Annotated in this window: 20 protein-coding genes; all 20 read left to right on the forward strand. The window is 38.9% G+C overall.

All coding sequences use genetic code 11. The features are described from left to right. Positions 1-28: 28 nt before the first annotated feature. The 20 genes from CD003_RS17035 (at position 29) to hisH (ending at position 22,076) form a co-directional block, all read left to right on the forward strand. Positions 29-1,309, forward strand: a complete 1,281-nt coding sequence (locus CD003_RS17035; protein ID WP_096202452.1) for a murein hydrolase activator EnvC family protein — start codon at positions 29-31, stop codon at positions 1,307-1,309. Between the two features lie 187 nt (positions 1,310-1,496). Continuing rightward, positions 1,497-2,957 carry a S41 family peptidase gene (locus CD003_RS17040; RefSeq protein ID WP_096202832.1) on the forward strand — a complete coding sequence of 487 codons (1,461 nt, stop codon included), beginning with the start codon at positions 1,497-1,499 and terminating at the stop codon, positions 2,955-2,957. Between the two features lie 165 nt (positions 2,958-3,122). Next, the gene (locus tag CD003_RS17045) at positions 3,123-4,316 is read left to right on the forward strand and encodes a PDZ domain-containing protein (protein WP_096202453.1); all 1,194 of its coding nucleotides are present in this window, start codon (positions 3,123-3,125) and stop codon (positions 4,314-4,316) included. 31 nt (positions 4,317-4,347) lie between these two features. Next, positions 4,348-4,572, forward strand: coding sequence for a DUF2198 family protein (locus tag CD003_RS17050; protein WP_096202454.1), 225 nt, complete (start codon positions 4,348-4,350; stop codon positions 4,570-4,572). 270 nt (positions 4,573-4,842) lie between these two features. Continuing rightward, complete coding sequence (gene uvrB / locus CD003_RS17055; protein WP_096202455.1) at positions 4,843-6,819, forward strand: excinuclease ABC subunit UvrB; 1,977 nt, start codon at positions 4,843-4,845, stop codon at positions 6,817-6,819. A 7-nt stretch (positions 6,820-6,826) separates the two neighbouring features. After that, positions 6,827-9,697, forward strand: a complete 2,871-nt coding sequence (uvrA, locus tag CD003_RS17060) for an excinuclease ABC subunit UvrA (RefSeq protein WP_096202456.1) — start codon at positions 6,827-6,829, stop codon at positions 9,695-9,697. A gap of 198 nt (positions 9,698-9,895) precedes the next feature. Then, positions 9,896-10,987 (forward strand): DUF4097 family beta strand repeat-containing protein, encoded by a 1,092-nt coding sequence (locus CD003_RS17065; protein WP_096202457.1) that lies wholly within the window; start codon positions 9,896-9,898, stop codon positions 10,985-10,987. Between the two features lie 520 nt (positions 10,988-11,507). Then, entirely contained in the window at positions 11,508-11,708 is a 201-nt protein-coding gene (locus tag CD003_RS17070; protein WP_096202458.1) for a PspC domain-containing protein, read from the forward strand. Next, positions 11,708-12,067, forward strand: a complete 360-nt coding sequence (locus CD003_RS17075; RefSeq protein ID WP_096202459.1) for a phage holin family protein — start codon at positions 11,708-11,710, stop codon at positions 12,065-12,067. The genes CD003_RS17070 and CD003_RS17075 overlap by 1 nt, the downstream gene beginning before the upstream one ends. A gap of 163 nt (positions 12,068-12,230) precedes the next feature. Next, positions 12,231-13,163 (forward strand): HPr(Ser) kinase/phosphatase, encoded by a 933-nt coding sequence (gene hprK / locus CD003_RS17080; protein ID WP_096202460.1) that lies wholly within the window; start codon positions 12,231-12,233, stop codon positions 13,161-13,163. Between the two features lie 547 nt (positions 13,164-13,710). Further along, entirely contained in the window at positions 13,711-14,580 is an 870-nt protein-coding gene (lgt, locus tag CD003_RS17085; RefSeq protein WP_096202461.1) for a prolipoprotein diacylglyceryl transferase, read from the forward strand. A 24-nt stretch (positions 14,581-14,604) separates the two neighbouring features. Next, positions 14,605-15,558: a nucleoside recognition domain-containing protein gene (locus CD003_RS17090; RefSeq protein ID WP_096202462.1), complete on the forward strand. Its 954-nt coding sequence runs from the start codon at positions 14,605-14,607 to the stop codon at positions 15,556-15,558. Continuing rightward, complete coding sequence (gene ppaX / locus CD003_RS17095; RefSeq protein ID WP_096202463.1) at positions 15,548-16,195, forward strand: pyrophosphatase PpaX; 648 nt, start codon at positions 15,548-15,550, stop codon at positions 16,193-16,195. Before CD003_RS17090 ends, ppaX begins: the two co-directional genes overlap by 11 nt. Further along, entirely contained in the window at positions 16,192-16,716 is a 525-nt protein-coding gene (locus tag CD003_RS17100; protein ID WP_096202464.1) for an acyltransferase, read from the forward strand. Before ppaX ends, CD003_RS17100 begins: the two co-directional genes overlap by 4 nt. A 180-nt stretch (positions 16,717-16,896) precedes the next feature. After that, positions 16,897-17,265 (forward strand): hypothetical protein, encoded by a 369-nt coding sequence (locus CD003_RS17105; protein ID WP_096202465.1) that lies wholly within the window; start codon positions 16,897-16,899, stop codon positions 17,263-17,265. A gap of 491 nt (positions 17,266-17,756) precedes the next feature. Beyond that, positions 17,757-18,941: an ATP phosphoribosyltransferase regulatory subunit gene (locus CD003_RS17110; RefSeq protein ID WP_096202466.1), complete on the forward strand. Its 1,185-nt coding sequence runs from the start codon at positions 17,757-17,759 to the stop codon at positions 18,939-18,941. Then, positions 18,941-19,582: an ATP phosphoribosyltransferase gene (hisG, locus tag CD003_RS17115; RefSeq protein ID WP_096202467.1), complete on the forward strand. Its 642-nt coding sequence runs from the start codon at positions 18,941-18,943 to the stop codon at positions 19,580-19,582. The genes CD003_RS17110 and hisG overlap by 1 nt, the downstream gene beginning before the upstream one ends. Next, positions 19,582-20,856 carry a histidinol dehydrogenase gene (gene hisD, locus CD003_RS17120; protein ID WP_096202468.1) on the forward strand — a complete coding sequence of 425 codons (1,275 nt, stop codon included), beginning with the start codon at positions 19,582-19,584 and terminating at the stop codon, positions 20,854-20,856. The genes hisG and hisD overlap by 1 nt, the downstream gene beginning before the upstream one ends. Continuing rightward, positions 20,853-21,443 carry an imidazoleglycerol-phosphate dehydratase HisB gene (gene hisB / locus CD003_RS17125; RefSeq protein WP_096202469.1) on the forward strand — a complete coding sequence of 197 codons (591 nt, stop codon included), beginning with the start codon at positions 20,853-20,855 and terminating at the stop codon, positions 21,441-21,443. The genes hisD and hisB overlap by 4 nt, the downstream gene beginning before the upstream one ends. Beyond that, complete coding sequence (gene hisH, locus CD003_RS17130; protein ID WP_096202470.1) at positions 21,444-22,076, forward strand: imidazole glycerol phosphate synthase subunit HisH; 633 nt, start codon at positions 21,444-21,446, stop codon at positions 22,074-22,076. Position 22,077: the final 1 nt, after the last annotated feature.

The raw sequence follows: 22,077 nt of genomic DNA on the forward strand, positions 1-22,077 counted from the left end.
TTGGATTATGGTGAGGAGGATTTATTGGATGAGGCGAAGAATTGCACTAGTAGCACTAGCAATATCCTTAGCTGCAGGATCTTTACTAGCAGGAGGAGCTCCACAACTTGTTTCTGCCAATGCACAGTTAGAAAAGAAAATACAAGATATTCAAACAGAACGCACTGAGAAACAAAAGGAATCGGAACTTACCGAAGCAGAAATTGCAAAAATTGAAAGAGAAATGCGTCAGTTAGAAGAAGAAATGCGTACAATTGACCATCAAGTAGCAGACACAAATGAAAAAATTCGTGTGAAACAACAAGAAATTGAAGCAGTTCGTGTATATATAGAACAGTTAAAGGAAGAGTTGAGAATTCTTGAAGAGAGAATTGCAGAGAGAGATAGTCTATTAAAAGAAAGAGCCCGCACTATGTACCAAAATGGTGGGAGTGTAAACTATCTTGAAGTAATTCTTGGCGCTAGAAGTTTTGGAGATTTCTTAGATCGTGTGAGTGCGCTATCAGTTATTGCTCAACAGGACCGTAATATTTTAGAAGCTCATCTTGAGGACCAGCGTCTAGTCGAAGAAACGAAGGCGTTAGTGGAAGGTGAACTTGAAAAGCTTGAAGGTCATTTAATTGAGCTAGAGCGATTAATGGCAACTCTTGATGACCAAAGAAAGCAAAAAGATGCAATAATGTCTCAGCTTGAACAGCGTGAAGATGAATTACATGCTGATTTAGGGGAGTTAGAGCAAGCGGATGAAATATTAGCAGCTCAAGAACGAGCGATGAAACAAGAGCTAGAAGCATTTAAAGAACGAGAAAGACAACGCCAGCAAGAGCAACAACGACAGGCTCAATCTGGTGGTAGTAGTGGTTCATCACATGCTGCTCCTGAAGTAACTAGAGAAGGGGACTTCATGAGACCAGCAACAGGCCGAATTACGTCTGGATATGGTCCACGTGCTACATTTGGTGGACGTATGCATCATGGAATTGATATTGGTAAAAATGGACGTACTGGAGATGTACCGATTGTTGCTGCTGAAGCAGGTACAGTTATTCGTTCGTATTACTCTTCTAGTTATGGAAATACAGTTATGATTTCTCATAACGTCAATGGTCAAGTTATTACAACATTATATGCGCATTTAGAAAATCGTGAAGTAAGTAATGGTGACCGTGTCGAGAAGGGACAACGTCTAGGATTTATGGGTAATACAGGTCGATCATTTGGTCCTCATCTTCACTTTGAGGTTCATGAAGGGCCATGGAATCAGAACAAAACAAACGCAGTAAATCCGATGAAGTATATTCCAAACTAGGCTGATTGCTTCAACTAGAATACGACATTTTAATGTGGTAAACTTAGAGCTAAAGTAGCTCTGCTCATTGAAGAATTAATCATATAACGTACAAGCTGGACATATAGTTAAGTACATGATTGTCAAGGCATTGCATCATTTGGTGTAGTGCCTTTTCCTGCAAAAAGAAGAGGAGGATGAAATGAATATCAACGGAAGAGTCGTCGCACTTATCGTATTTTTAGCATTTTTCATTGGCGCCGGTGGAATGTACGCAGGTATGTCGTACGTTGATGGTGGTTTGTTTAACCAAAATGATCCTGTTGCCTCTGCTCCAACAGGAGAGGTCGAACCGGATAATGATGATGCCATTGCTAAGTTTTCTAAAGCATTTCAGTTAATTAGTGACCGTTACGTTGAGGATGTAGACCATCAAGATTTACTAGAGGGAGCAATTGAAGGAATGCTCAAATCTCTTGATGATCCATATTCAGTGTACATGGATCAAGAAACAGCTTCTCAGTTTATGGAATCTCTAGACTCCCATTTTGAAGGAATTGGAGCAGAGGTGAGTATGACGAATGGACAAGTGACAATTGTTGCTCCATTTCGTGATTCACCGGCTGAGAAAGCGGGACTACAACCAAATGACCGGATTTTACAAATTGATGGTGAGTCAATTGAAGGACTTTCATTATACGAAGCTGTTTTACAGATTCGTGGGGAAAAAGGGACGATTGTCGAACTGACGATTGAGCGTCCAGGTGCTTCAGATCCGATCATGATTGATGTGACTCGTGATGAGATCCCTATTGAAACAGTTCGTGCTGAGGTCGTTGAAGACAACGGAGTTTCTATTGGTGTACTAGAAATTACCTCATTCTCTGAAGATACGGCTGAACGTTTCACAAAAGAATTGCAAGAGCTTGAGAAACAGGGAATTGAAGGTCTAGTGATTGATGTTAGGGGTAATCCTGGTGGGTACCTTAACAGTGTAGAAGACATTGGTAAATTAATTATTCCAGGTGGAAAGCCTGTCGTACAAATTGAAAATCGTGAAGGGGAGAAAATGCGCGTACTATCCTCTTTAAAGGAAACAAAACCGTATCCAATTGTAGGGCTAATTGACAGAGGGAGCGCCTCAGCTTCTGAAATTTTAGCAGCGGCATTAAAAGAAGGTGGCGGCTATGATGTCGTAGGTGAAACATCATTTGGTAAAGGAACAGTTCAGCAAGCAATCAAGCTTGGTGATGGTAGTGAAATCAAGTTAACTCTATTTAAGTGGTTAACAACTGATGGAAACTTTATCAATCAAGAGGGTGTAGAGCCTACAATCGAAGTACTCCAACCGGACTATTTTTACCTTCCTCCGTTAAACGTAAAAGAGGAAGCATTAAGCTTTGATATGAATAGCGAGCAAGTAAAAAATGCACAAATGATGCTAAAAGGAATTGGTCTTGAGCCAGGTCGAACGGATGGTTATTATGGTGAGCAAACAGCTCAAGCTGTAAGAGCATTCCAACAAACAGAAGGCTTATCAGTGACAGGGGAGATTGATGAAGAAACAGCAGCAGCACTTCATCAAAAAATCATGACTTTCGTAAGAGACAAGAAAAACGATCGTCAATTCAATACTGCCATTGAATTAGTGAAGCAGCAACTAAACTAAAAGAGTGGAACTGGTTGGTGAATGTTATTTCATCAGCCAGTTTGTATTTAAAATGATAATTGAGCTTTATGTAGGAAAATTTTAGGGCTTTGTCGAAGTACATCCTTAGTGGTAAACTATGGGTGTGCTTTTTTATTTGAAAAAGTAGTGATAGGAGGAACGGGAATGGTAGCGGAAATCTCGCTCGATATTTTGAAGGGAATTGGAATGTTTTTTTTACATCCACTTGTATATATTGCATTTTTATTTATGATTTTTATTGGAGTTAAGAGAGTGAAGCGGGAACGAGAGAATTTCAATACGAGGGTATTTGATGTGATAGAGGATGTAGTGAACCCTCTACTACCTAGTATTCTAGCTGGTCTTGGTGTGACTATTCTTTTAGTCGCTGGAGGATTGGTGTTTCCGTTTGAATGGCTCGTATTAGTAGCTGCTGTGTACATTCTTTTAAGTTGTACGTTGCAACCACGTTTAGCATCACCATCCTTTGCAATAGGTATATCTATTTTACTAGCAATTACGCTGACCTATGTGGAGATAGGTATTACGTTTATCGATGTGCTCTCTACACAAGTAGATGCTATTGTGCTACGAAACGCTGTAATATTACTAGTAGTTTTAGTGATAGTTGAAGGGTTACTAATTCGATATAAGGGTGGAAAAAGAACGTCCCCGAGATTGCTAGAAAGCAAGCGAGGAAAATTGATGGGGTCCCACGAATCGAAAAAGCTGTGGGTCGTTCCAGTCGGATTTTTTTTACCGAATGGTGTGATTCCTTCGTATGAAGCATGGCCACTATTAACAGTCGGTGGAGAAGAAGGCTTTTCTTTTATTCTAGTGCCTTTTCTCATAGGTTTCCAACAGCTTGTTCGCTCAACTCTTCCTCATGAACAGATTGAAAAAGTGGGTCTACGTGTCGTTGGTTTTGGCATATTGTTGTCTGCGTTTGCAATTGGTTCGTCTTTCTATTCATGGTTAATTCCAATCACAGCGGTAATCGCAATTGTTGGAAGGGAAGCTTTAACAGCATTCCATAGAGTACGAGAAGAATCTCAACAAAGTTGTTTTTCATTGAGAGAAAATGGACTAGTAATCCTAGGAATTATTCCACGTTCACCGGCCGAGAAAATGAGCTTACAAGTAGGCGAGGTTATCATGAAGGTAAATGGTATCCCTGTTACAAATGAATATAATTTTTATGAGGCATTACAAAAAAATTCAGCTTTTTGCAAGTTAGATGTTGTTGATTCTGCAGGTGAAGTTCGCTTTGCACAAACAGCCCTATATGATGGTGAACATCATCAAATTGGTGTATTATTTACGAAAGAAGATTATGTACTACAAGATTCGGTTGTATAGAAGATTTTATATAGAAGGAGACCTCGTTCAGATGATCGATTTACTTCTAGCTCTTGTGTTGCCATTTATATTAATGTGGGTCGTCACGAGGGTAGCATTTAGTATAGTAGGTGCATTAATTGTAACAGTAATGATTCTTGTATTTGCACTACAATTCCATGAACGTTCTTATCTCGAAATAGGACTAGCACTTGCTTCACTAACTTTTGGTTGGATTCAATCGAAAAAGTTATTGAGAAAGAAGCCAGGAATGTAGTAGGGGAATTATGAATTATGAGTTATTAGTTATGAATTAGGGGAAGGAAGGGGCTGGGTTAGGCTACCTTCTTTTTTGTGTATTCTTTATAGGAATGCATGTTCGTTTTATTGTATTTGAGTATTAAGGCTATGCTATAATAAATTAATTGGAAAAAATGACAAATAGGATAAGTAAATTTAGAATTATGAATATCGATTTATAAATAAAAAGCACAATTCATAACTCATCACTCATAATTCATAATTAAAAAAACTGGAGGTTATTTTCTTGGATGGAGTTTTTGAGCTTGTATCGGATTATGATCCACAAGGGGATCAACCTAAGGCGATAGAAAGTCTTGTGAAGGGGATTCATGAAGGAAAGCGACATCAGACGTTGCTTGGAGCAACTGGAACGGGAAAGACGTTTACGATTTCTAATGTAATTAAGGAAGTGAACAAGCCGACGCTAGTGATGGCTCATAATAAGACGCTTGCTGGTCAGCTTTATAGTGAGTTTAAAGAGTTCTTTCCGAATAATGCGGTTGAGTATTTTGTTAGTTATTATGATTATTACCAACCAGAAGCGTATATTCCACAGTCTGATACGTTCATTGAAAAAGATGCTAGCATCAATGATGAAATTGATAAATTAAGACACTCGGCTACAAGCTCGTTGTTTGAGCGAAATGACGTGATTATTATTGCCAGTGTTTCGTGCATATACGGTTTAGGTTCGCCTGAGGAATATCGTGACCTTGTTGTTTCTTTACGTGTTGGTATGGAAAAAGAGAGAAATGAACTGCTTCGTAATTTAGTAGATATTCAGTATGACCGTAACGATATTAATTTTACTCGCGGGACGTTTAGAGTTCGTGGTGATGTGGTAGAGATTTTCCCAGCCTCAAGAGACGAGCAGTGTATTCGTATTGAGTTTTTTGGTGATGAAATTGACCGAATTACAGAAGTGGATGCGCTGACAGGTGAAATTAAAGGCGAGCGTAATCATGCTGCAATTTTCCCAGCATCTCACTTCGTTACTCGTGAAGAAAAACTAAAAAAGGCAATAGCAAATATTGAAGTAGAATTAGAGGCTCGATTGAAAGAGCTACATGAAAAAGGAAAGCTCCTTGAAGCACAGCGCCTAGAGCAACGGACGCGCTATGATATTGAGATGATGAGTGAGATGGGCTTCTGTTCGGGTATTGAGAACTACTCCCGTCATTTAACATTAAGGAATGAGGGAGCAACACCATATACACTAATAGACTTCTTTCCAGATGACTTCTTAATTGTTGTTGATGAGTCTCACGTTACACTTCCACAGGTTCGGGGAATGTACAATGGAGATAGGGCACGTAAACAGGTGTTAGTTGATCATGGCTTTCGATTACCATCGGCTCTGGATAACCGTCCATTAAGGTTTGAAGAGTACGAGGAAAAGGTATCACAAATTGTATATGTATCTGCTACACCAGGTCCGTATGAGCTAGAGCAAACCCCAGAGATGATTCAGCAAATCATTCGTCCAACAGGTTTGCTTGATCCGACTATTGATATTCGTCCGATTGAAGGGCAAATTGATGACCTTATCGGTGAAATTAATGAACGTGCGGAGAGAAATGAGCGTGTATTAGTTACAACATTAACAAAGAAAATGTCAGAGGACTTAACAGATTATTTAAAAGAGATTGGGATAAGAGTTCGTTATCTTCATTCCGAAATAAAAACGCTAGAAAGAATTGAAATTATTCGTCAGCTTCGTATGGGGACGTTTGATGTTCTCATTGGGATTAACCTACTACGTGAAGGACTTGATATTCCAGAGGTGTCTCTTGTGGCAATTTTAGATGCAGATAAAGAAGGCTTCCTACGTTCAGAGCGATCATTAATTCAAACGATTGGACGTGCGGCGAGAAACTCAAATGGACATGTCATTATGTATGCGGATAAAATGACGAAATCAATGGAAATTGCGATTGATGAAACGAAGAGACGGCGTTCAATTCAGAAAACTTACAATGAGAAGCATGGTATTACACCGATGACAATTCAGAAAAAGATTCCTGAAGTTATTCAAGCAACATATGTAGCAGAGGAAGAGAATGAGTATGCTGCTGCACCGACACAGAAGTTAAGTAAGAAGGATAGAATAGCCATGATTGAACGGTTAGAGGTTGAAATGAAGGAAGCTGCAAAGAACTTGAATTTTGAACGTGCGGCTGAGTTACGTGATTTAATTTTAGAGTTAAAAGCGGAAGGATGACGTGCTTATGGCATTAGAAAACATTGTTGTAAAGGGAGCTCGTTCTCATAATTTAAAAAATATAGATGTTACAATACCACGGGATAAGCTCGTTGTACTGACAGGGCTCTCTGGGTCAGGTAAGTCTTCCTTAGCATTCGATACTATTTATGCAGAAGGACAACGTCGTTATGTTGAATCCCTATCAGCCTATGCAAGACAGTTTTTAGGGCAAATGGACAAGCCGGACGTGGATGCGATTGAAGGGTTGTCGCCGGCGATTTCAATTGACCAAAAAACAACGAGTCGAAATCCTCGTTCGACAGTCGGGACAGTGACAGAGATTTTTGATTACTTACGACTGTTGTATGCAAGAATAGGACGCCCTGTTTGTCCTACCCATGGAGTGGAGATAAGCTCGCAAACGATTCAGCAAATGGTCGATAGAGTTATGGAATTACCAGAGCGTACAAAGCTTCAAATTCTATCACCGATTGTCTCAGGTAGAAAAGGGGAGCATGTAAAGACTCTTGAGGATATAAAGAAACAAGGGTTTGTTCGCCTTCGAGTTGATGGGGAAATACGAGAAGTGGCAGAAGAAATTCAGCTTGATAAAAATAAAAAGCATAGCATTGAGGTTGTAATCGATCGGATCGTCGTGAAAGAAGGAGTGGAAACACGTCTAGCCGATTCACTAGAAACAGCGCTCGAGCTTGGTGGAGGTCGAGTATTAGTTGATGTTATTGGCCAGGAAGAACTTCTCTTCAGTCAGCATCATTCCTGCCCGCAATGTGGATTCTCAATTCCAGAGCTCGAGCCAAGAATGTTTTCATTTAATAGTCCGTTTGGTGCATGTCCTTCTTGTGATGGGTTAGGTTCGAAGCTAGAAGTAGACTTAGATTTAGTTTTACCAGATCGCACACGTTCGTTAAAAGAGCATGCGATAGTGGCTTGGGAGCCAACTAGTTCCCAATATTATCCTCAGCTATTAGAGGCAGTTTGTGATCATTATGGAATTGATATGGACGTACCAGTAGAAAAGATTCCGAAACACCTCCTTGAAAAAGTGCTATTTGGAAGTGATGGCGAAAAAATCTTCTTTCACTATGAAAATGAATTTGGACAAGTTCGAGAAAATGACATAGTCTTTGAGGGCGTTATTCACAATATTGCACGTCGCTATCACGAGACGAGCTCTGATTACATTCGTGAGCAAATGGAAGGCTACATGACTCATAAGCATTGTCCTACATGTAAAGGAAATCGCTTGAAAAAGGAAGCTCTATCGGTACTAATCGGTGGAAAACACCTTGGTGATGTTGCAGCCTTATCAGTAAAGGAAGCGAAGGTGTTTTTTGAAAATCTTGACCTTACTGAAAAGGAACAAACAATTTCTCGTCTTATTTTAAAGGAGATAAATGAGAGGCTTGGATTTTTAATAAATGTAGGACTTGATTATCTCACATTAAGCAGACCTGCTGGAACGTTGTCAGGGGGAGAGGCGCAACGAATTAGACTTGCGACCCAAATTGGTTCATCCCTAATGGGAGTCTTGTATATATTAGATGAGCCTTCAATTGGCTTGCATCAGCGTGACAATGACCGCTTAATTAGTGCACTAGAGCATATGCGTGATTTAGGTAATACGCTTATTGTCGTTGAACATGATGAAGATACGATGATGGCTGCTGATTATCTGATCGATATTGGTCCAGGTGCCGGTGTTCACGGTGGAGAAATTACTGCTATTGGAACTCCTATGGAAATTATGAATGACCCGAACTCGTTAACAGGTCAATACTTATCAGGGAAAAAGTTTATTCCTCTTCCGGTTGAGAGACGAAAGCCAGATGGCCGTTACTTAACGATTAAAGGGGCGAATCAAAATAACCTAAGAAAGCTAACGGCAAAGATTCCTCTTGGTCTTTTTTGTGCGATTACCGGCGTTTCTGGTTCAGGAAAAAGTACATTAATAAATCAAATTTTATATAAAGCTTTAGCACAGAAACTCAACCGCGCGAAGGAAAAGCCTGGTGAGCATAAAGAAATAGAAGGTATTGAGCAAATAGATAAGGTAATAGAAATTGACCAATCACCAATTGGCCGAACACCTCGTTCCAACCCAGCAACCTATACAGGGCTGTTTGATGACGTTCGAGATGTATTTGCGATGACTAATGAAGCAAAAGTCCGTGGCTATAAGAAAGGTCGTTTTAGTTTCAACGTAAAAGGCGGACGTTGTGAAGCGTGTCGTGGCGATGGAATTATAAAGATTGAAATGCACTTCCTTCCCGATGTATATGTTCCATGTGAAGTTTGTCATGGCGATCGTTATAATCGAGAAACGTTAGAAATAAAATATAAAGGTAAAACGATATCGGATGTCCTTGAGATGACAGTTGAAGATGGTCTTGAATTCTTTGAAAACATACCAAAAATAAAACGTAAAATACAAACTCTCTATGATGTCGGCTTAGGCTATATGAAGCTAGGGCAGCCAGCGACGACTCTATCAGGTGGGGAAGCACAACGAGTAAAGCTAGCATCTCAACTGCATAAGCGTTCAACAGGGAAGACTATTTATATTTTAGATGAGCCAACAACTGGCCTTCACGTACATGATATTGACCGTCTGTTAAAAGTTTTGCAACGCCTTGTTGAAAATGGTGACTCGGTACTAGTTATCGAGCATAATCTAGATGTGATAAAAACAGTTGATTATATAGTTGACCTAGGACCTGAAGGAGGAGACAAGGGTGGTAAGCTTGTCGCAGAAGGCACTCCTGAAAAAGTAGCAGAGGTAAAAGAATCCTACACAGGACACTACCTCAAACCAATCCTCGAACGAGACCGAGCAAGAATGGAAAAACGAATAGAAGAAGTAGAAACAGTAAAATAAATGAAACCTTTTCGTGGGGAGAAACGTATAGTTAGAAAAGCAATTATGAATTATGGATGACGAATTATGAATGTAAAGAGCAAAAACACTAAAAAGAAAAGTTAAAGGCAAACATATTGCTGAATTTATTCAGCGGCAATAACTCCAATTCATAACTCATAACTCAGAATTCATAATTAAGAAAACCGGGGTGATTTGATGGAAGAGCGTAAGATGATTTTGAAGATGGTTGAGGATGGAAAGATTACAGCGGAAGAAGGGGTTAAGCTTCTGAATGCGCTTGAAGGTGCCGATAAAAAGGCAACAGCACAATCTGAGGGAGGGAATCTCTCAACTTCTGTTGATTGGGAAGAAGGAAATCGCTCGAGGAAAAGCTATCGTCAAACATCGGGAGCGAGTAAGCTAACAGGATTTATTGAAACCGCTATTCAAAAAATAAAAGATTTAGATTTAGACTTTAACTTCGGTTCTTTTGTTGAAATTGAACATATTTTTCATCACCGTAATATGGCTGAAACGGTACTAGACGTTTCTCTAGAGAATGGCTCAGTGACTGTTTTACCTTGGGATGAACATGATGTTCGTGTGGAGTGTAAAGCAAAAGTATATCGAGTAAAGGATACACAAGAAGCTAAGGAAGCCTTTTTGAAGGATGTCCTTTTTAAAGGTGATGGTGAACAGCTTCGATTACGTTCAAAGGTCAAGTCGATTAAGCTCCAAGCGACAATTTATATACCTGAGAAAGAATATGAGGCAATGAAGCTTTATACTTTTAATGGGCACTTAAAGGGAAAAGGTATTAAAGTAAGTTCAATGGAAATAAAAGCAGTCAATGGCAGTATTGAGCTTGAACGATTACATGCGAAGAAATTAAACGGTGAAACAGTTAATGGACCAGTTGATATTAGGGATGTTCATATTGATACAGCTGATATAAAAACGGTCAATGGAGGAATTACTGTTCACGGAGAGCTATTAGATGTTGAAGTTGAAACGGTCAACGGGATGATAATCTATCAATTAGTAGACAGTCAAGAGCCATGTTATGCAGATTTAAGCGCAACAACAGGAAGTATCGATATTCACCTGCCATATTCACTACGAATTGAAGGAAAGTTAAAAACCAACGTTGGCGGGGTTTCATGTGACTTAGAAGACATGGAAATCGTGGAAGAGAAAAAGGAATTTGTTCAAAAAAGCGTAACTCTAATTGCAAACAAAGAAAAATCACCAAGAATGAAACTAGATGCATCAACAAACACAGGATCGATTACGGTGAAACACAAGTAATTTTAATTATGAATTATGCGTTATGAGTTATGAATTTTGTAAGTGACTGCAAAACAATCTGTGTTAGCGAATTATGGTGGGTTGTTGCCGCTGAATTTATTCAGGGCAACAACCAATTCATAACTCATCATTCATAACTCATAATTGCACTTAAAAAGGGATGTTATGATTTTAATTATGGATTACGCGTTATGAGTTACGAATTTTGTAAGGGAAACTGAGAAAGGTTTTGTGTTAACGAATTATGGTGGTAAATAGGTTTGTTGCTGCTGGATTTATATTCAGGGCAAGACCCAATTAATAACTCATCATTCATAACTCATAATTGCACTTAAAAAGAGGTGTTATGATTTTAATTATGAATTACGGGTTATGAGTTATGAATTTTGTAAGTGACTGCAAAACAATCTGTGTTAGCGAATTATGGTGGGGTGTTGCCGCTGAATTTATTCAGGGGCAAGACCCAATTCATAACTCATCATTCATAACTCACAATTGCACTTAAAAAGGGGTGTTATCGTTGAAAAAGTTATATCGTACTCAATTAGATAGAAAGGTTTCAGGAGTTTGTGGTGGGATTGCTCATTATTTTAATATTGATCCAACGTTAGTTAGATTGTTAACTGTTGTTTTGGCTCTTGTGACAGCTGTATTTCCTTTTTTATTAGGCTATTTTATTGCAACGTTTATTATTCCGAATGAACAGGACGTTATTGATTAATGGGTTGGCTTGTACATTTGTTAGTAAATAGTGTGGCGTTGATGGTTGTCGCTGGTTACTTTACTGGTTTTCATCTATCAGGATTTGGGGCAGCTGTAGGAGCAAGTGTGTTATTGTCTTTTATAAACTTTTTTATTCGTCCAATTTTGATTTTACTTACATTGCCAGTAACGATGGTAACGTTAGGGTTTTTCATGTTTGTTATTAATGGACTCATGCTTATGTTAACGGCGGCTCTTATGGGAGATGCGTTTGTTATATCTAGTTTCGGAATGGCTTTACTTGCAGCTATCATTATAGCTACTCTTAATTTACTCATTCATAAAATGGTCGTTGAGCCTATTAGAAAGCGTAAATAAAGGTTGTCTCAGTCTAGGTGTTCATTTCATCTTGTAAAAAGATAGAAATACACTTCTGAGGCAGCCTTATTTTCATCTCAGTGGTAAAACATGATAAAATGTACAAGTGTGTCAGAGAATAAGAATGATACGTCGTATGTTATGATGAGATGGAGGTTTTTTAATGGCGAAAGTGACGGCAAGTGAATTAATTGAAAAGTTTAACCTCGAAGTAATTAGTGGAGAAGAAGGTATTTACCGACCAATTTCAACAAGTGATATATCTCGTCCTGGTATTGAGGTAGCAGGGTTCTTTACATATTATCCAGCAAAACGATTGCAATTACTAGGAAGAACAGAATTGTCTTTCTTTGAACAGTTGATGGATCATGAGAAAAAAGAGCGGATGTTAAAGCTTTGTACATATGATACACCTGGAATTATTATTTCACGTGGTTTAGATGCACCGAGAGAGTTGATAGAGGCTTCTGAGGAAATAGGAGTCCCACTTCTTCGTTCATCGTTAACGACAACGCGTTTAAGTAGTCAGTTAACGAACTTCCTAGATAGTAAGCTAGCTCCAACAACAGCTGTACATGGGGTTCTTGTTGATATATATGGTATTGGTGTCCTAATTACCGGCGCAAGTGGAGTAGGGAAAAGTGAAACGGCGTTAGACCTTGTTCGTCGTGGTCATCGTCTAGTTGCTGATGATTCAGTTGAAATTAGACAAGAGCATGAAGATACATTAATAGGTCGTGCACCAGAACTAATTCAGCATTTACTTGAAATTCGTGGATTAGGAATTATTAATGTTATGACTTTGTTTGGAGCAGGTGCGATTCGTCCATTTAAACGTGTTGTACTTGTAATTCACCTTGAATTATGGGACCAAAACAAAGCATATGACCGATTAGGGTTAGAAGAAGATACGTTAAAAATTATTAATACAGAGGTACCAAAACTAACAGTACCGGTTCGACCTGGACGAAATTTAGCGGTAATAGTAGAAGTTGCAGCAATGAACTTCCGACTAAAACGACTAGGAATGAATGCAGCCCAACAATTCTCAGACCGACTAACAGATGTGATAGAAGAAGGAGATAGAGAGTTTTAGTCTATACCAAAAGGGCGATCTTCCCTTTTGGTATAGACTAAGCAATGAGCGTAGCCGCTGTAATCTTTTAAAGCGTAACTAGGAGTGGTTTTCTCCTAGTTACGCGCACAGCGAGCGAAGCCATTGCCACTTTAGTGTTACCACTCATTTATTGATAAAGGGCGATCTTCCCTTTTGGTATACACTAAGCAATGAGTGAAGTCGCTGTCATGTTTTAAGCGTAACTAGGAGTGGTCTTCTCCTAGTTACGCGCACAGCGAACGGAACCATTGCCATCCTTAGTATTATCACTCATTTATTGAGAAAAAAAGGGTGGTTTTCCCTTTTTGCTTTCAGACTAAGCAATGAGCGAAACCGCTGTAATCTTTTAAAGCGTAACTAGGAGTGGTTTTCTCCTAGTTTAGCGCACAGCGAGCGAAGCCATTGCCACCTTTTGCATTACCTACCACTCAATTTTTTAGAAAAGGTCCTATTTTGTTATAAACTAAATAAAAACAATGGCATGAGAGATGCAAGCATTCTTTCAGCCTATATAAGAGGTGAAATAATGGAGGAACAAATTGAACCACTAAGTAGAATATTTTTAGAGATTGGTCCTATAACAATCTATTGGTATGGATTATTAATAGGTCTTGGAGTTGTTGTTGGGTATCTAATGGCAACGAGGGAAACGGTCAAGCGTGGCTATCCGAAGGACACATTTGCTGACCTTCTTCTCATTGCCTTGCCTGTTGCGATTATTGGGGCTAGGCTATATTATGTTATATTCCGTTGGGAACACTATATAGATAATCCATTGATGATTTTTGCCATCTGGGAAGGTGGATTAGCGATTCATGGTGGGTTAATTGGTGGTGTAGGTACGGCAGTTTGGTTTGCGAAGAAGAGAGGCATTCCAATTTGGAAGCTACTTGATATTGCAGCACCTAGTATTTTAATTGCTCAAGCGATTGGTCGCTGGGGTAACTTTATGAATCAGGAAGTATATGGGGGACCGGTTACAAGAGAATTCCTGGAAGGCATGATGCTTCCGCGCTTTATCATTGACCAAATGTATATTAATGGAACATACTACCACCCAACTTTTCTCTATGAATCGATTTGGAATTTAGTTGGGGTTGCTATTCTATTGTATTTACGTAGACTTAACTTAAAGCATGGTGAGGTTTTCTTAAGTTATATTATTTGGTATTCTTTCGGACGTTTCTTTATCGAAGGCATGCGTTTAGATAATTTAATGATTGGGGATGTCATTCGAACGGCTCAGCTTGTGTCAATAATTTCTATCGTCGCTGCACTTATTATTTGGTGGTACCGTCGATATAAAATAGATACATCTCGATATTTAGATGATGAAGGTCGTCTAGAGAAAGATAAAAAAACAGCTGCAAAAAGAAAGAAAAAAAAGAAAAAGTAAATATTGGGAGATAGGGGGCTAACAATGGGGACTCTTAAACGTGGGCTGATTGTTGGCTTACAGACAACCTGGGCGTTAGGGAAAATTATTTTCCCGATTACGTTAATTATCACAATTTTAAGCTATACGCCTGTTCTTGATTGGATAGCTCAATTATTATCTCCCTTGATGGGGTTAATTGGCTTGTCTGGTGAGGCAGCAATTCCACTAGTATTAGGTAATGTGTTGAATTTATACGCCGCGATTGGTGCGATTTTAACGATGGATTTAACGGTGAAGGAAGTATTTATATTAGCGGTAATGCTCTCCTTTTCCCATAATCTATTCGTTGAGTCTGCTGTGGCCGCGAAAGTTGGAATACGGATTTCTGTCGTCTTAGCTGTTCGAATAGGATTGGCGCTTTTCTCAGCCTTTTTGATCAATTTGTTTTGGCAGGGTGGACAGGAAACAGCTAAATACGGTCTTGTTCCATCTGCTAGTGGGGCTGAGGTGACTGGATGGCTTGCTATCGTTTGGAAAGGGATTGAAAGTGCCACTATTGGTATATTTCAATTTGCACTTATTGTCATTCCGATTATGATGTTCATTCAAGTGGCAAAAGATTTAGGATGGCTAAGCATTTTATCTAAATGGATGTCCCCTTTTACAAGAGTTCTTGGAATACGTGAAAATACTTCTACTACACTTGCATCAGGTTTATTCTTCGGTCTAGCATTTGGAGCGGGAGTGATGATTCAAGCTGCGAAAGAGGATGGGGTAAGTAAAAAGGATTTATATTTAGTTTTTATTTTTCTCGTTGCCTGTCATGCAGTGATTGAGGATACACTCATATTCATTCCTCTAGGAATTCCGATATGGCCGTTATTACTTATCCGACTAGTAACAGCCATCGTATTGACGGTAGCAATTGCGTATATTTGGAACCGTCTTGAAAAAAACAAGGACATAACAAGAAAGGAAGCAACTTATGAAAGTTGATACTATTTTATTTGATTTAGATGGAACACTTATTAATACGAATGAATTGATTATTACATCATTTTTGCACACGTTAGACCATTACTACCCGGGTGAATACACTCGTGAAAAAGTGATAAATTTTATTGGTCCACCGTTATATGATTCATTTTACGGGATTGATTCGGGACGTGTGGATGAAATGATTGGCATGTATCGAGAGCACAATTTAGCTCATCATGATGACTTGATTCTTGAGTATAAAGGTGTATATGAAACAATCAAAACCTTACATGAAAAAGGATATAAGCTAGCTGTTGTAACAACAAAGAAACGTAATACGGCACAACGAGGCTTAGACGTTTCTGGCTTAAATAAGTTCTTTGATGTCCTTGTTTCAATTGATGATGTTGAAAAAGTAAAGCCAGACCCAGAACCGCTAAATAAGGCGATGAAGGCACTAAGCTCTTCTCCTGAAACAACGTTAATGGTAGGAGACAGTCAATACGATATTTTAGGTGGAAAGAATGCTGGAACTCTAACTGCAGGTGTGTCTTGGACGATTAAGGGAGAAGAATTTCTCAGTTCCTACGAGCCGGATGTCATGTTATCTAATATGAGTGACTTGCTAACATTCTTAGAGGTGGGAGTGCGTTGAGAAAAACGACTCGCTATCCGGTAAAGGGCGCAAATTCTCTTTGGAAAATTTACAAAACTGTTCCATTTGCGAAAGTGTGTAAAAACTTTATTGTGATCCAAATTTCTCGGTATACACCGATTATATCTGTGAAAAATTGGCTCTATCGAAAACTGCTGAAAATGAAAGTGGGCGACCAAACAGCGGTCGCTCTCATGGTCATGATGGATATTATGTTTCCAGAAAAAATTTCAATTGGAAGAAATTCAATCATTGGCTACAATACGACGATTCTTGCCCATGAGTATTTAATAGAGGAATATCGATTAGGTGATGTCATCATCGGTGATGAAGTAATGGTCGGAGCAAATTCAACAATTTTACCTGGTGTAACAATCGGGGATGGTGCTATCGTTTCAGCAGGAACACTGGTTCATCAAGATGTTCCCCCAGGTAGTTTTGTAGGTGGTAATCCGATGCGAGTTATTTATACAAAAGAAGAGATGGAACAGAGAAGGAAAGTCGAACAAGAAGAAAAGTAACTGACCCATACATGTGGGAAGGTTGCTTTTTTTGTTTTTGTTATCTCAAACATATTGAATTGAAAAGGCTTTATGATAAAATAAAAAGGAATTATAATTGTCAAATTTAAACAACTATAATGATGACTTTTTCGATTATTGACAATCATAATTTAACTATATGAAGGGAGTTGAAAGAATATGGAAGATAAGCTAAATCTAATCCTAAGAGCACTAGAGAAGTTGAGTGGTGAAGTAGAAGGAGTAAAGCACGGAGTATATGGACTTAAGCTTGACTTGGAGGTTTTTAAGAATCAATTTAAAGAGCATAAAAAAGATTTTAATAACTTAAAGGGAGACGTTCAGTATGTAAGTGAAGAATTGCATGAGCTAAAGGATGACTTTCATGTATTAAAAACTGATTTTCATGAACATAAAGAAGATTTCCATGAATTTAAATTTGAAACAACTGAAAACTTCGAAAGTGTACATTCTTCTTTAAACCGTATAGAGCATGACCAGCAAAATGATGTAGTCGCCCTCCTAAAGCAAATAAACGCAAAAAGCTGAATTACAAAAAACTTTTTAATTGGTAATTGTAAATGGTTAATTGTTAATGTAAAGGAACCACTTCCACTAACCCTCTTTGAATTTTTATCCCACACTGAATTTTATATTATTAATTTCCTACCAGTACTAGGCAATCTTCAAGCCGTGTAAAATTAACTTCATTCAATTCAAACCTCTCACTGCATCACACCATTCTAACTGCTATTTCACTAGATTAGTAACACAATTCAAAAAAAAATGAATTTCTAGTTAAAAAAAGGTAAAATAAAAGAAGTAGAGAAAAGTTGGACTGGGGTTCCTTTTGGATACAATGCCAGTTCAATTTTTTTCTGTAAATAATCCTCAGTTTATACAGAATTAATAGAATAATAAAATTAATCTAATTCCTTCACCGTTCTCGGTTGACGTTATAAAAGAACCGGTGTAAACTTACATAAAATACTCTTTATCTTGTTAGCACATTAGCGAACTAAAGTATGGAGCGTGAAACTATGTCAAAGCCATTTATGTTTGAAAAACCATTAGGTATGAGAGATACATTACCACAATTGTATGATACGAAAAAAAATGTACGTGTAGATATGGAAGAAGAAATTGCACGTTGGGGTTATCAGTCAATTCAAACACCAACGTTAGAATATTACGAAACTGTTGGAGTTGCTTCGGCAATTCTTGATCAACAATTATTTAAACTGTTAGACCAGCAAGGAAATACATTAGTGCTTCGTCCTGATATGACGGCGCCAATTGCTAGACTCGTTGCGTCATCATTAAAGGAGAAGGCTTTTCCTTTACGCCTTTCTTATCACACAAATCTTTATCGAGCACAGCAAAAAGAAGGTGGTCGTGCTGCTGAATTTCAGCAAATTGGTGTAGAGCTAATTGGAGATGGAACGGCAAGTGCAGACGGTGAAGTGATTGCGTTAATGATTGCTGCATTGAAGAAAGCTGGTTTAAAAGATTTCCAAGTGGCGATTGGCCATATCGGCTATGTAAATGCATTGCTTCTTGATGTTGTTGGAAATGAAGAACGAGCAAATACATTACGTCGTTATTTATATGAAAAAAATTATGTAGGCTATCGTCAGCATGTAAAGAGCTTGTCCTTATCATCAATTGATAAAAGTCGTTTACTCAGCCTGTTAAAGCTACGTGGTGGAAGTGAGAAGATTTCAGAAGCAAAAGAGCTGATTCAGACGGCAGAAGGTGAAAAGGCGTTAAGTGACTTATCAAAGATTTGGGATGTTCTTGAGAGCTACGGAGTAACTGAGCATTTAAAAATTGATTTAAATCTTGTCATGCACATGAGCTATTACACAGGGGTTGTATTTGAAGGGTACGGAAGTCGTCTTGGTGTTCCGTTAAGTAGTGGTGGACGTTATGATGAGTTATTGGAGAAGTTCAATCGTCCTTCTCAAGCGACAGGATTTGGTATTCGTTTAGATCTTTTAGTAGAAGCGATTGGAGCAAAAGGAGAAGATCCTTCTCAAACGTGTATTATTTTTAGTAATGAAAGAAGGAAAGAAGCGATTGCTCTTGCTGTTGAAAAAAGAGAGGCAGGAGAAGCTGTAGTTTTACAGGACTTATCTGGTGTTGAGGATATGGATGAATTTTCAGAGCAGTTTGCTGAAGTTGTATATTGCATTGGGAAAGCGAAGAAGGAGGATGGACAGTGATGAGTGAGCTATTAACGGTAGCAATGCCAAAGGGACGTATTTTTGAAGAGGCCGCTGATATGCTTAGAAAGGCAGGGTATGAATTGCCTGCTGAATTTGATGATTCAAGAAAGCTTATCGTCGATGCTCCTGAAGCTGGAATGCGTTTCATTCTTGCAAAACCAATGGATGTACCGACATATGTTGAGCATGGAGTTGCGGATGTTGGTGTTGCTGGGAAAGATACAATGATCGAGGAAGAGCGAGATGTGTATGAGGTTCTCGATTTAAAAATTAGTGAATGCTATTTAGCAGTTGCGGGCTTACCAGGCTTTAAAAAAGGCGATAATATTGCGCCGAAAGTAGCTTCGAAGTATCCATTACTTGCGACGCGCTATTTTAAAGAGCAAGGAGAACAAGTGGAGATTATAAAATTAAATGGTTCAATAGAGCTTGCGCCACTTGTAGGATTAGCAGACCGAATTGTTGATATTGTCTCCACTGGACGTACACTTAGAGAAAATGGATTAGTTGAGCTTGAGTATATTGAGCCAATTACATCTAGATTAATTGTAAACCCTGTTAGTTATCGTATGAAAGATGCATTGATAGACCAATTAGTCGAGCGGTTGTCAACGATAATTGAGGAGGGTGAATCGTGATGAAAATCATGCGTGTGACAGATGAGGTGAGTCTTAAGAGAAATATTGACTCAGGAACAGAGATGCAACGAGACGCAGTAACAAATATTATCGCTCAGGTTCGTGAACAAGGGGACAAAGCCTTATCAGCATTAACGGAGAAATTTGACGGAGTCTCCCTATCTAACTTTAAAGTGACAAAGGAAGAAATCGAGAAAGCGTACGAAGATATCGATGAGACAATTATGCCTGCTTTACGAGACGCTATCGATAATATACGTGATTTTCATCAACGTCAAAAGCGTCAGTCATGGATGACGACAAAAGAGGATGGGACGATTCTCGGTCAGCAAATTACACCACTTGATTCAGTTGGTTTATATGTACCAGGTGGGACGGCTGCCTATCCTTCTTCAATTATGATGAATGTGATCCCGGCTCAAGTTGCTGGTGTGAAAAAGATAGTCATTGTTTCTCCACCACAAAAGGGTGGAAACCTACCAGCTGGAGTTCTTGTTGCAGCGAATGAGCTTGGAGTAGAAGAAATTTATAAGGTTGGTGGAGCTCAAGCGGTTGCTGCATTAGCTTATGGAACTGAGTCGATTCCCGCTGTTGATAAAGTCACAGGACCAGGTAACATTTTTGTTGCCCTTGCAAAGCGTGCGGTATTTGGTCATGTAGACATTGATATGATTGCTGGACCTAGTGAAATTGTTGTTCTAGCAGATGAAAAAGCAAACCCGGCCTATGTAGCAGCAGACCTTTTATCACAAGCAGAGCACGATAAGCTTGCATCTGCTGTTCTAGTTACTACAAGCCAGGAACTAGCTGAAAAGGTTGCAAATGAAGTAGAAGTACAACTATCTACACTTCCAAGGGAAGAAATAGCGAGAGCTTCAATTGAGGACTATGGAGTAATTTATGTTGTTGATAACCTAGTAGAAGCTGTCGATGTTGTAAATCAGTTAGCTCCAGAACATTTAGAAATACTAACAGAAGAGCCAATGCTTTTAGTAGGGAAAATTCGTCATGCTGGAGCAATTTTTGTTGGGCCTTATAGCTCTGAACCGGTTGGAGACTATTTTGCTGGACCAAATCATGTGTTACCGACAAATGGAACAGCTAGATTTTCTAGTCCATTAAATGTAGATGATTTCACAAAAAAATCGAGTATTATTTCATATAGCAAAGAGGCACTTCTAGCGAATGGTGAGAAAATTATGAGCCTTGCGAGACTTGAGGGACTTGAAGCTCATGCTCGTGCCGTTGAGAAGCGAATGGAGGAAAAGAAATGAGTGAACGTATTTCTAGTATTGAACGTATAACAAACGAAACACAAATCAAACTACAGTTTGCGATTGATGGAGAAGGAAAATCAGAGATCAATTCTCCTGTACCTTTTATGAATCATATGCTTGATTTGTTTACAAAGCATGGTCATTTTGATTTGAAAATCGAGGCGACTGGTGATACAGAAATTGATGATCATCATACAACGGAGGACATTGGAATTTGCTTAGGACATGTCTTAAAAGAGGCTCTTGGTGACAAAAAAGGGATTAAACGCTACGGGAATGCCTTTGTTCCGATGGATGAAACTCTGGCGCAAGTCGTTGTTGATTTAAGTAATCGTCCACATTTAGAGTATCGTGTAGAACTACCGAGTGCGAAAGTCGGTACATTTGATACAGAATTAGTGCATGAATTTTTAGCGAAGATGGCAATTGAAGCAAGAATGAACCTTCATGTCATTGTTCATTATGGGACAAACACACATCATATTATTGAAGCAATTTTTAAAGCGCTAGCTCGTGCCATTGATGATGCGACACAGCTGGACCCAAGAGTTAAAGGGGTTCCGTCAACGAAAGGAATGTTATAGATGATAGGGATCATTGATTATGGAATGGGAAACCTACATAGCGTTAGTAAAGCTTTAGAGCGTTTAGACTTTGAGTATTTTATCTCTGAAAAACCAGAAGAGCTAAAACAGGCAACTGGTTTAATTTTACCAGGTGTAGGCTCATTTCGTGATGCAATGGAGATTTTGCAGAAGGATGGGTTAGCTGATTTTGTTACTAGCTGGGCTAATGATGGTAAGCCACTTTTAGGCATTTGTTTAGGCATGCAGTTGTTATTTGAAGGAAGTGAAGAGAACGGGGAAACGGAAGGATTAAAGCTTTTATCAGGTGTGGTAAAACGATTCTCGGGTGTTACGTCTGATGGCGAGAAGTACAAGGTTCCTCATATGGGCTGGAATCGTCTTCAGTTTCATAATCCAGAGCATTCATTATTAGAAAATGTTGAAAAGGGCCATGTGTACTTTGTTCATTCATATGTCGTGCGAACGGAGGACAAAGAGGTTGTCCTTGCAAGCAGTGACTATGACGGTGAAGTGCCAGCAGTCGTTGGTCGATACAATGTTCTTGGGACACAGTTTCATCCAGAGAAGAGTAGCTCAATTGGGATGAGTATACTACGTAACTTTGGTGCGATCGTAGAGGGGAGAAAATAAC

Source organism: Bacillus sp. FJAT-45350 (assembly GCF_002335805.1).
In the GTDB taxonomy this organism is placed as follows: Bacteria; Bacillota; Bacilli; order Bacillales; family NISU01; genus FJAT-45350.

Coding starts and splice junctions, on each gene's coding strand:
- CD003_RS17035 (WP_096202452.1), top strand. CDS start 29: ATGAGGCGAAGAATTGCACTAGTAGCACTAGCAATATCCTTAGCTGCA.
- CD003_RS17045 (WP_096202453.1), top strand. CDS start 3,123: ATGGTAGCGGAAATCTCGCTCGATATTTTGAAGGGAATTGGAATGTTT.
- CD003_RS17050 (WP_096202454.1), top strand. CDS start 4,348: ATGATCGATTTACTTCTAGCTCTTGTGTTGCCATTTATATTAATGTGG.
- uvrA (WP_096202456.1), top strand. CDS start 6,827: ATGGCATTAGAAAACATTGTTGTAAAGGGAGCTCGTTCTCATAATTTA.
- CD003_RS17065 (WP_096202457.1), top strand. CDS start 9,896: ATGGAAGAGCGTAAGATGATTTTGAAGATGGTTGAGGATGGAAAGATT.
- CD003_RS17075 (WP_096202459.1), top strand. CDS start 11,708: ATGGGTTGGCTTGTACATTTGTTAGTAAATAGTGTGGCGTTGATGGTT.
- hprK (WP_096202460.1), top strand. CDS start 12,231: ATGGCGAAAGTGACGGCAAGTGAATTAATTGAAAAGTTTAACCTCGAA.
- lgt (WP_096202461.1), top strand. CDS start 13,711: ATGGAGGAACAAATTGAACCACTAAGTAGAATATTTTTAGAGATTGGT.
- CD003_RS17090 (WP_096202462.1), top strand. CDS start 14,605: ATGGGGACTCTTAAACGTGGGCTGATTGTTGGCTTACAGACAACCTGG.
- ppaX (WP_096202463.1), top strand. CDS start 15,548: ATGAAAGTTGATACTATTTTATTTGATTTAGATGGAACACTTATTAAT.
- CD003_RS17105 (WP_096202465.1), top strand. CDS start 16,897: ATGGAAGATAAGCTAAATCTAATCCTAAGAGCACTAGAGAAGTTGAGT.
- CD003_RS17110 (WP_096202466.1), top strand. CDS start 17,757: ATGTCAAAGCCATTTATGTTTGAAAAACCATTAGGTATGAGAGATACA.
- hisG (WP_096202467.1), top strand. CDS start 18,941: ATGAGTGAGCTATTAACGGTAGCAATGCCAAAGGGACGTATTTTTGAA.
- hisD (WP_096202468.1), top strand. CDS start 19,582: ATGAAAATCATGCGTGTGACAGATGAGGTGAGTCTTAAGAGAAATATT.
- hisB (WP_096202469.1), top strand. CDS start 20,853: ATGAGTGAACGTATTTCTAGTATTGAACGTATAACAAACGAAACACAA.
- hisH (WP_096202470.1), top strand. CDS start 21,444: ATGATAGGGATCATTGATTATGGAATGGGAAACCTACATAGCGTTAGT.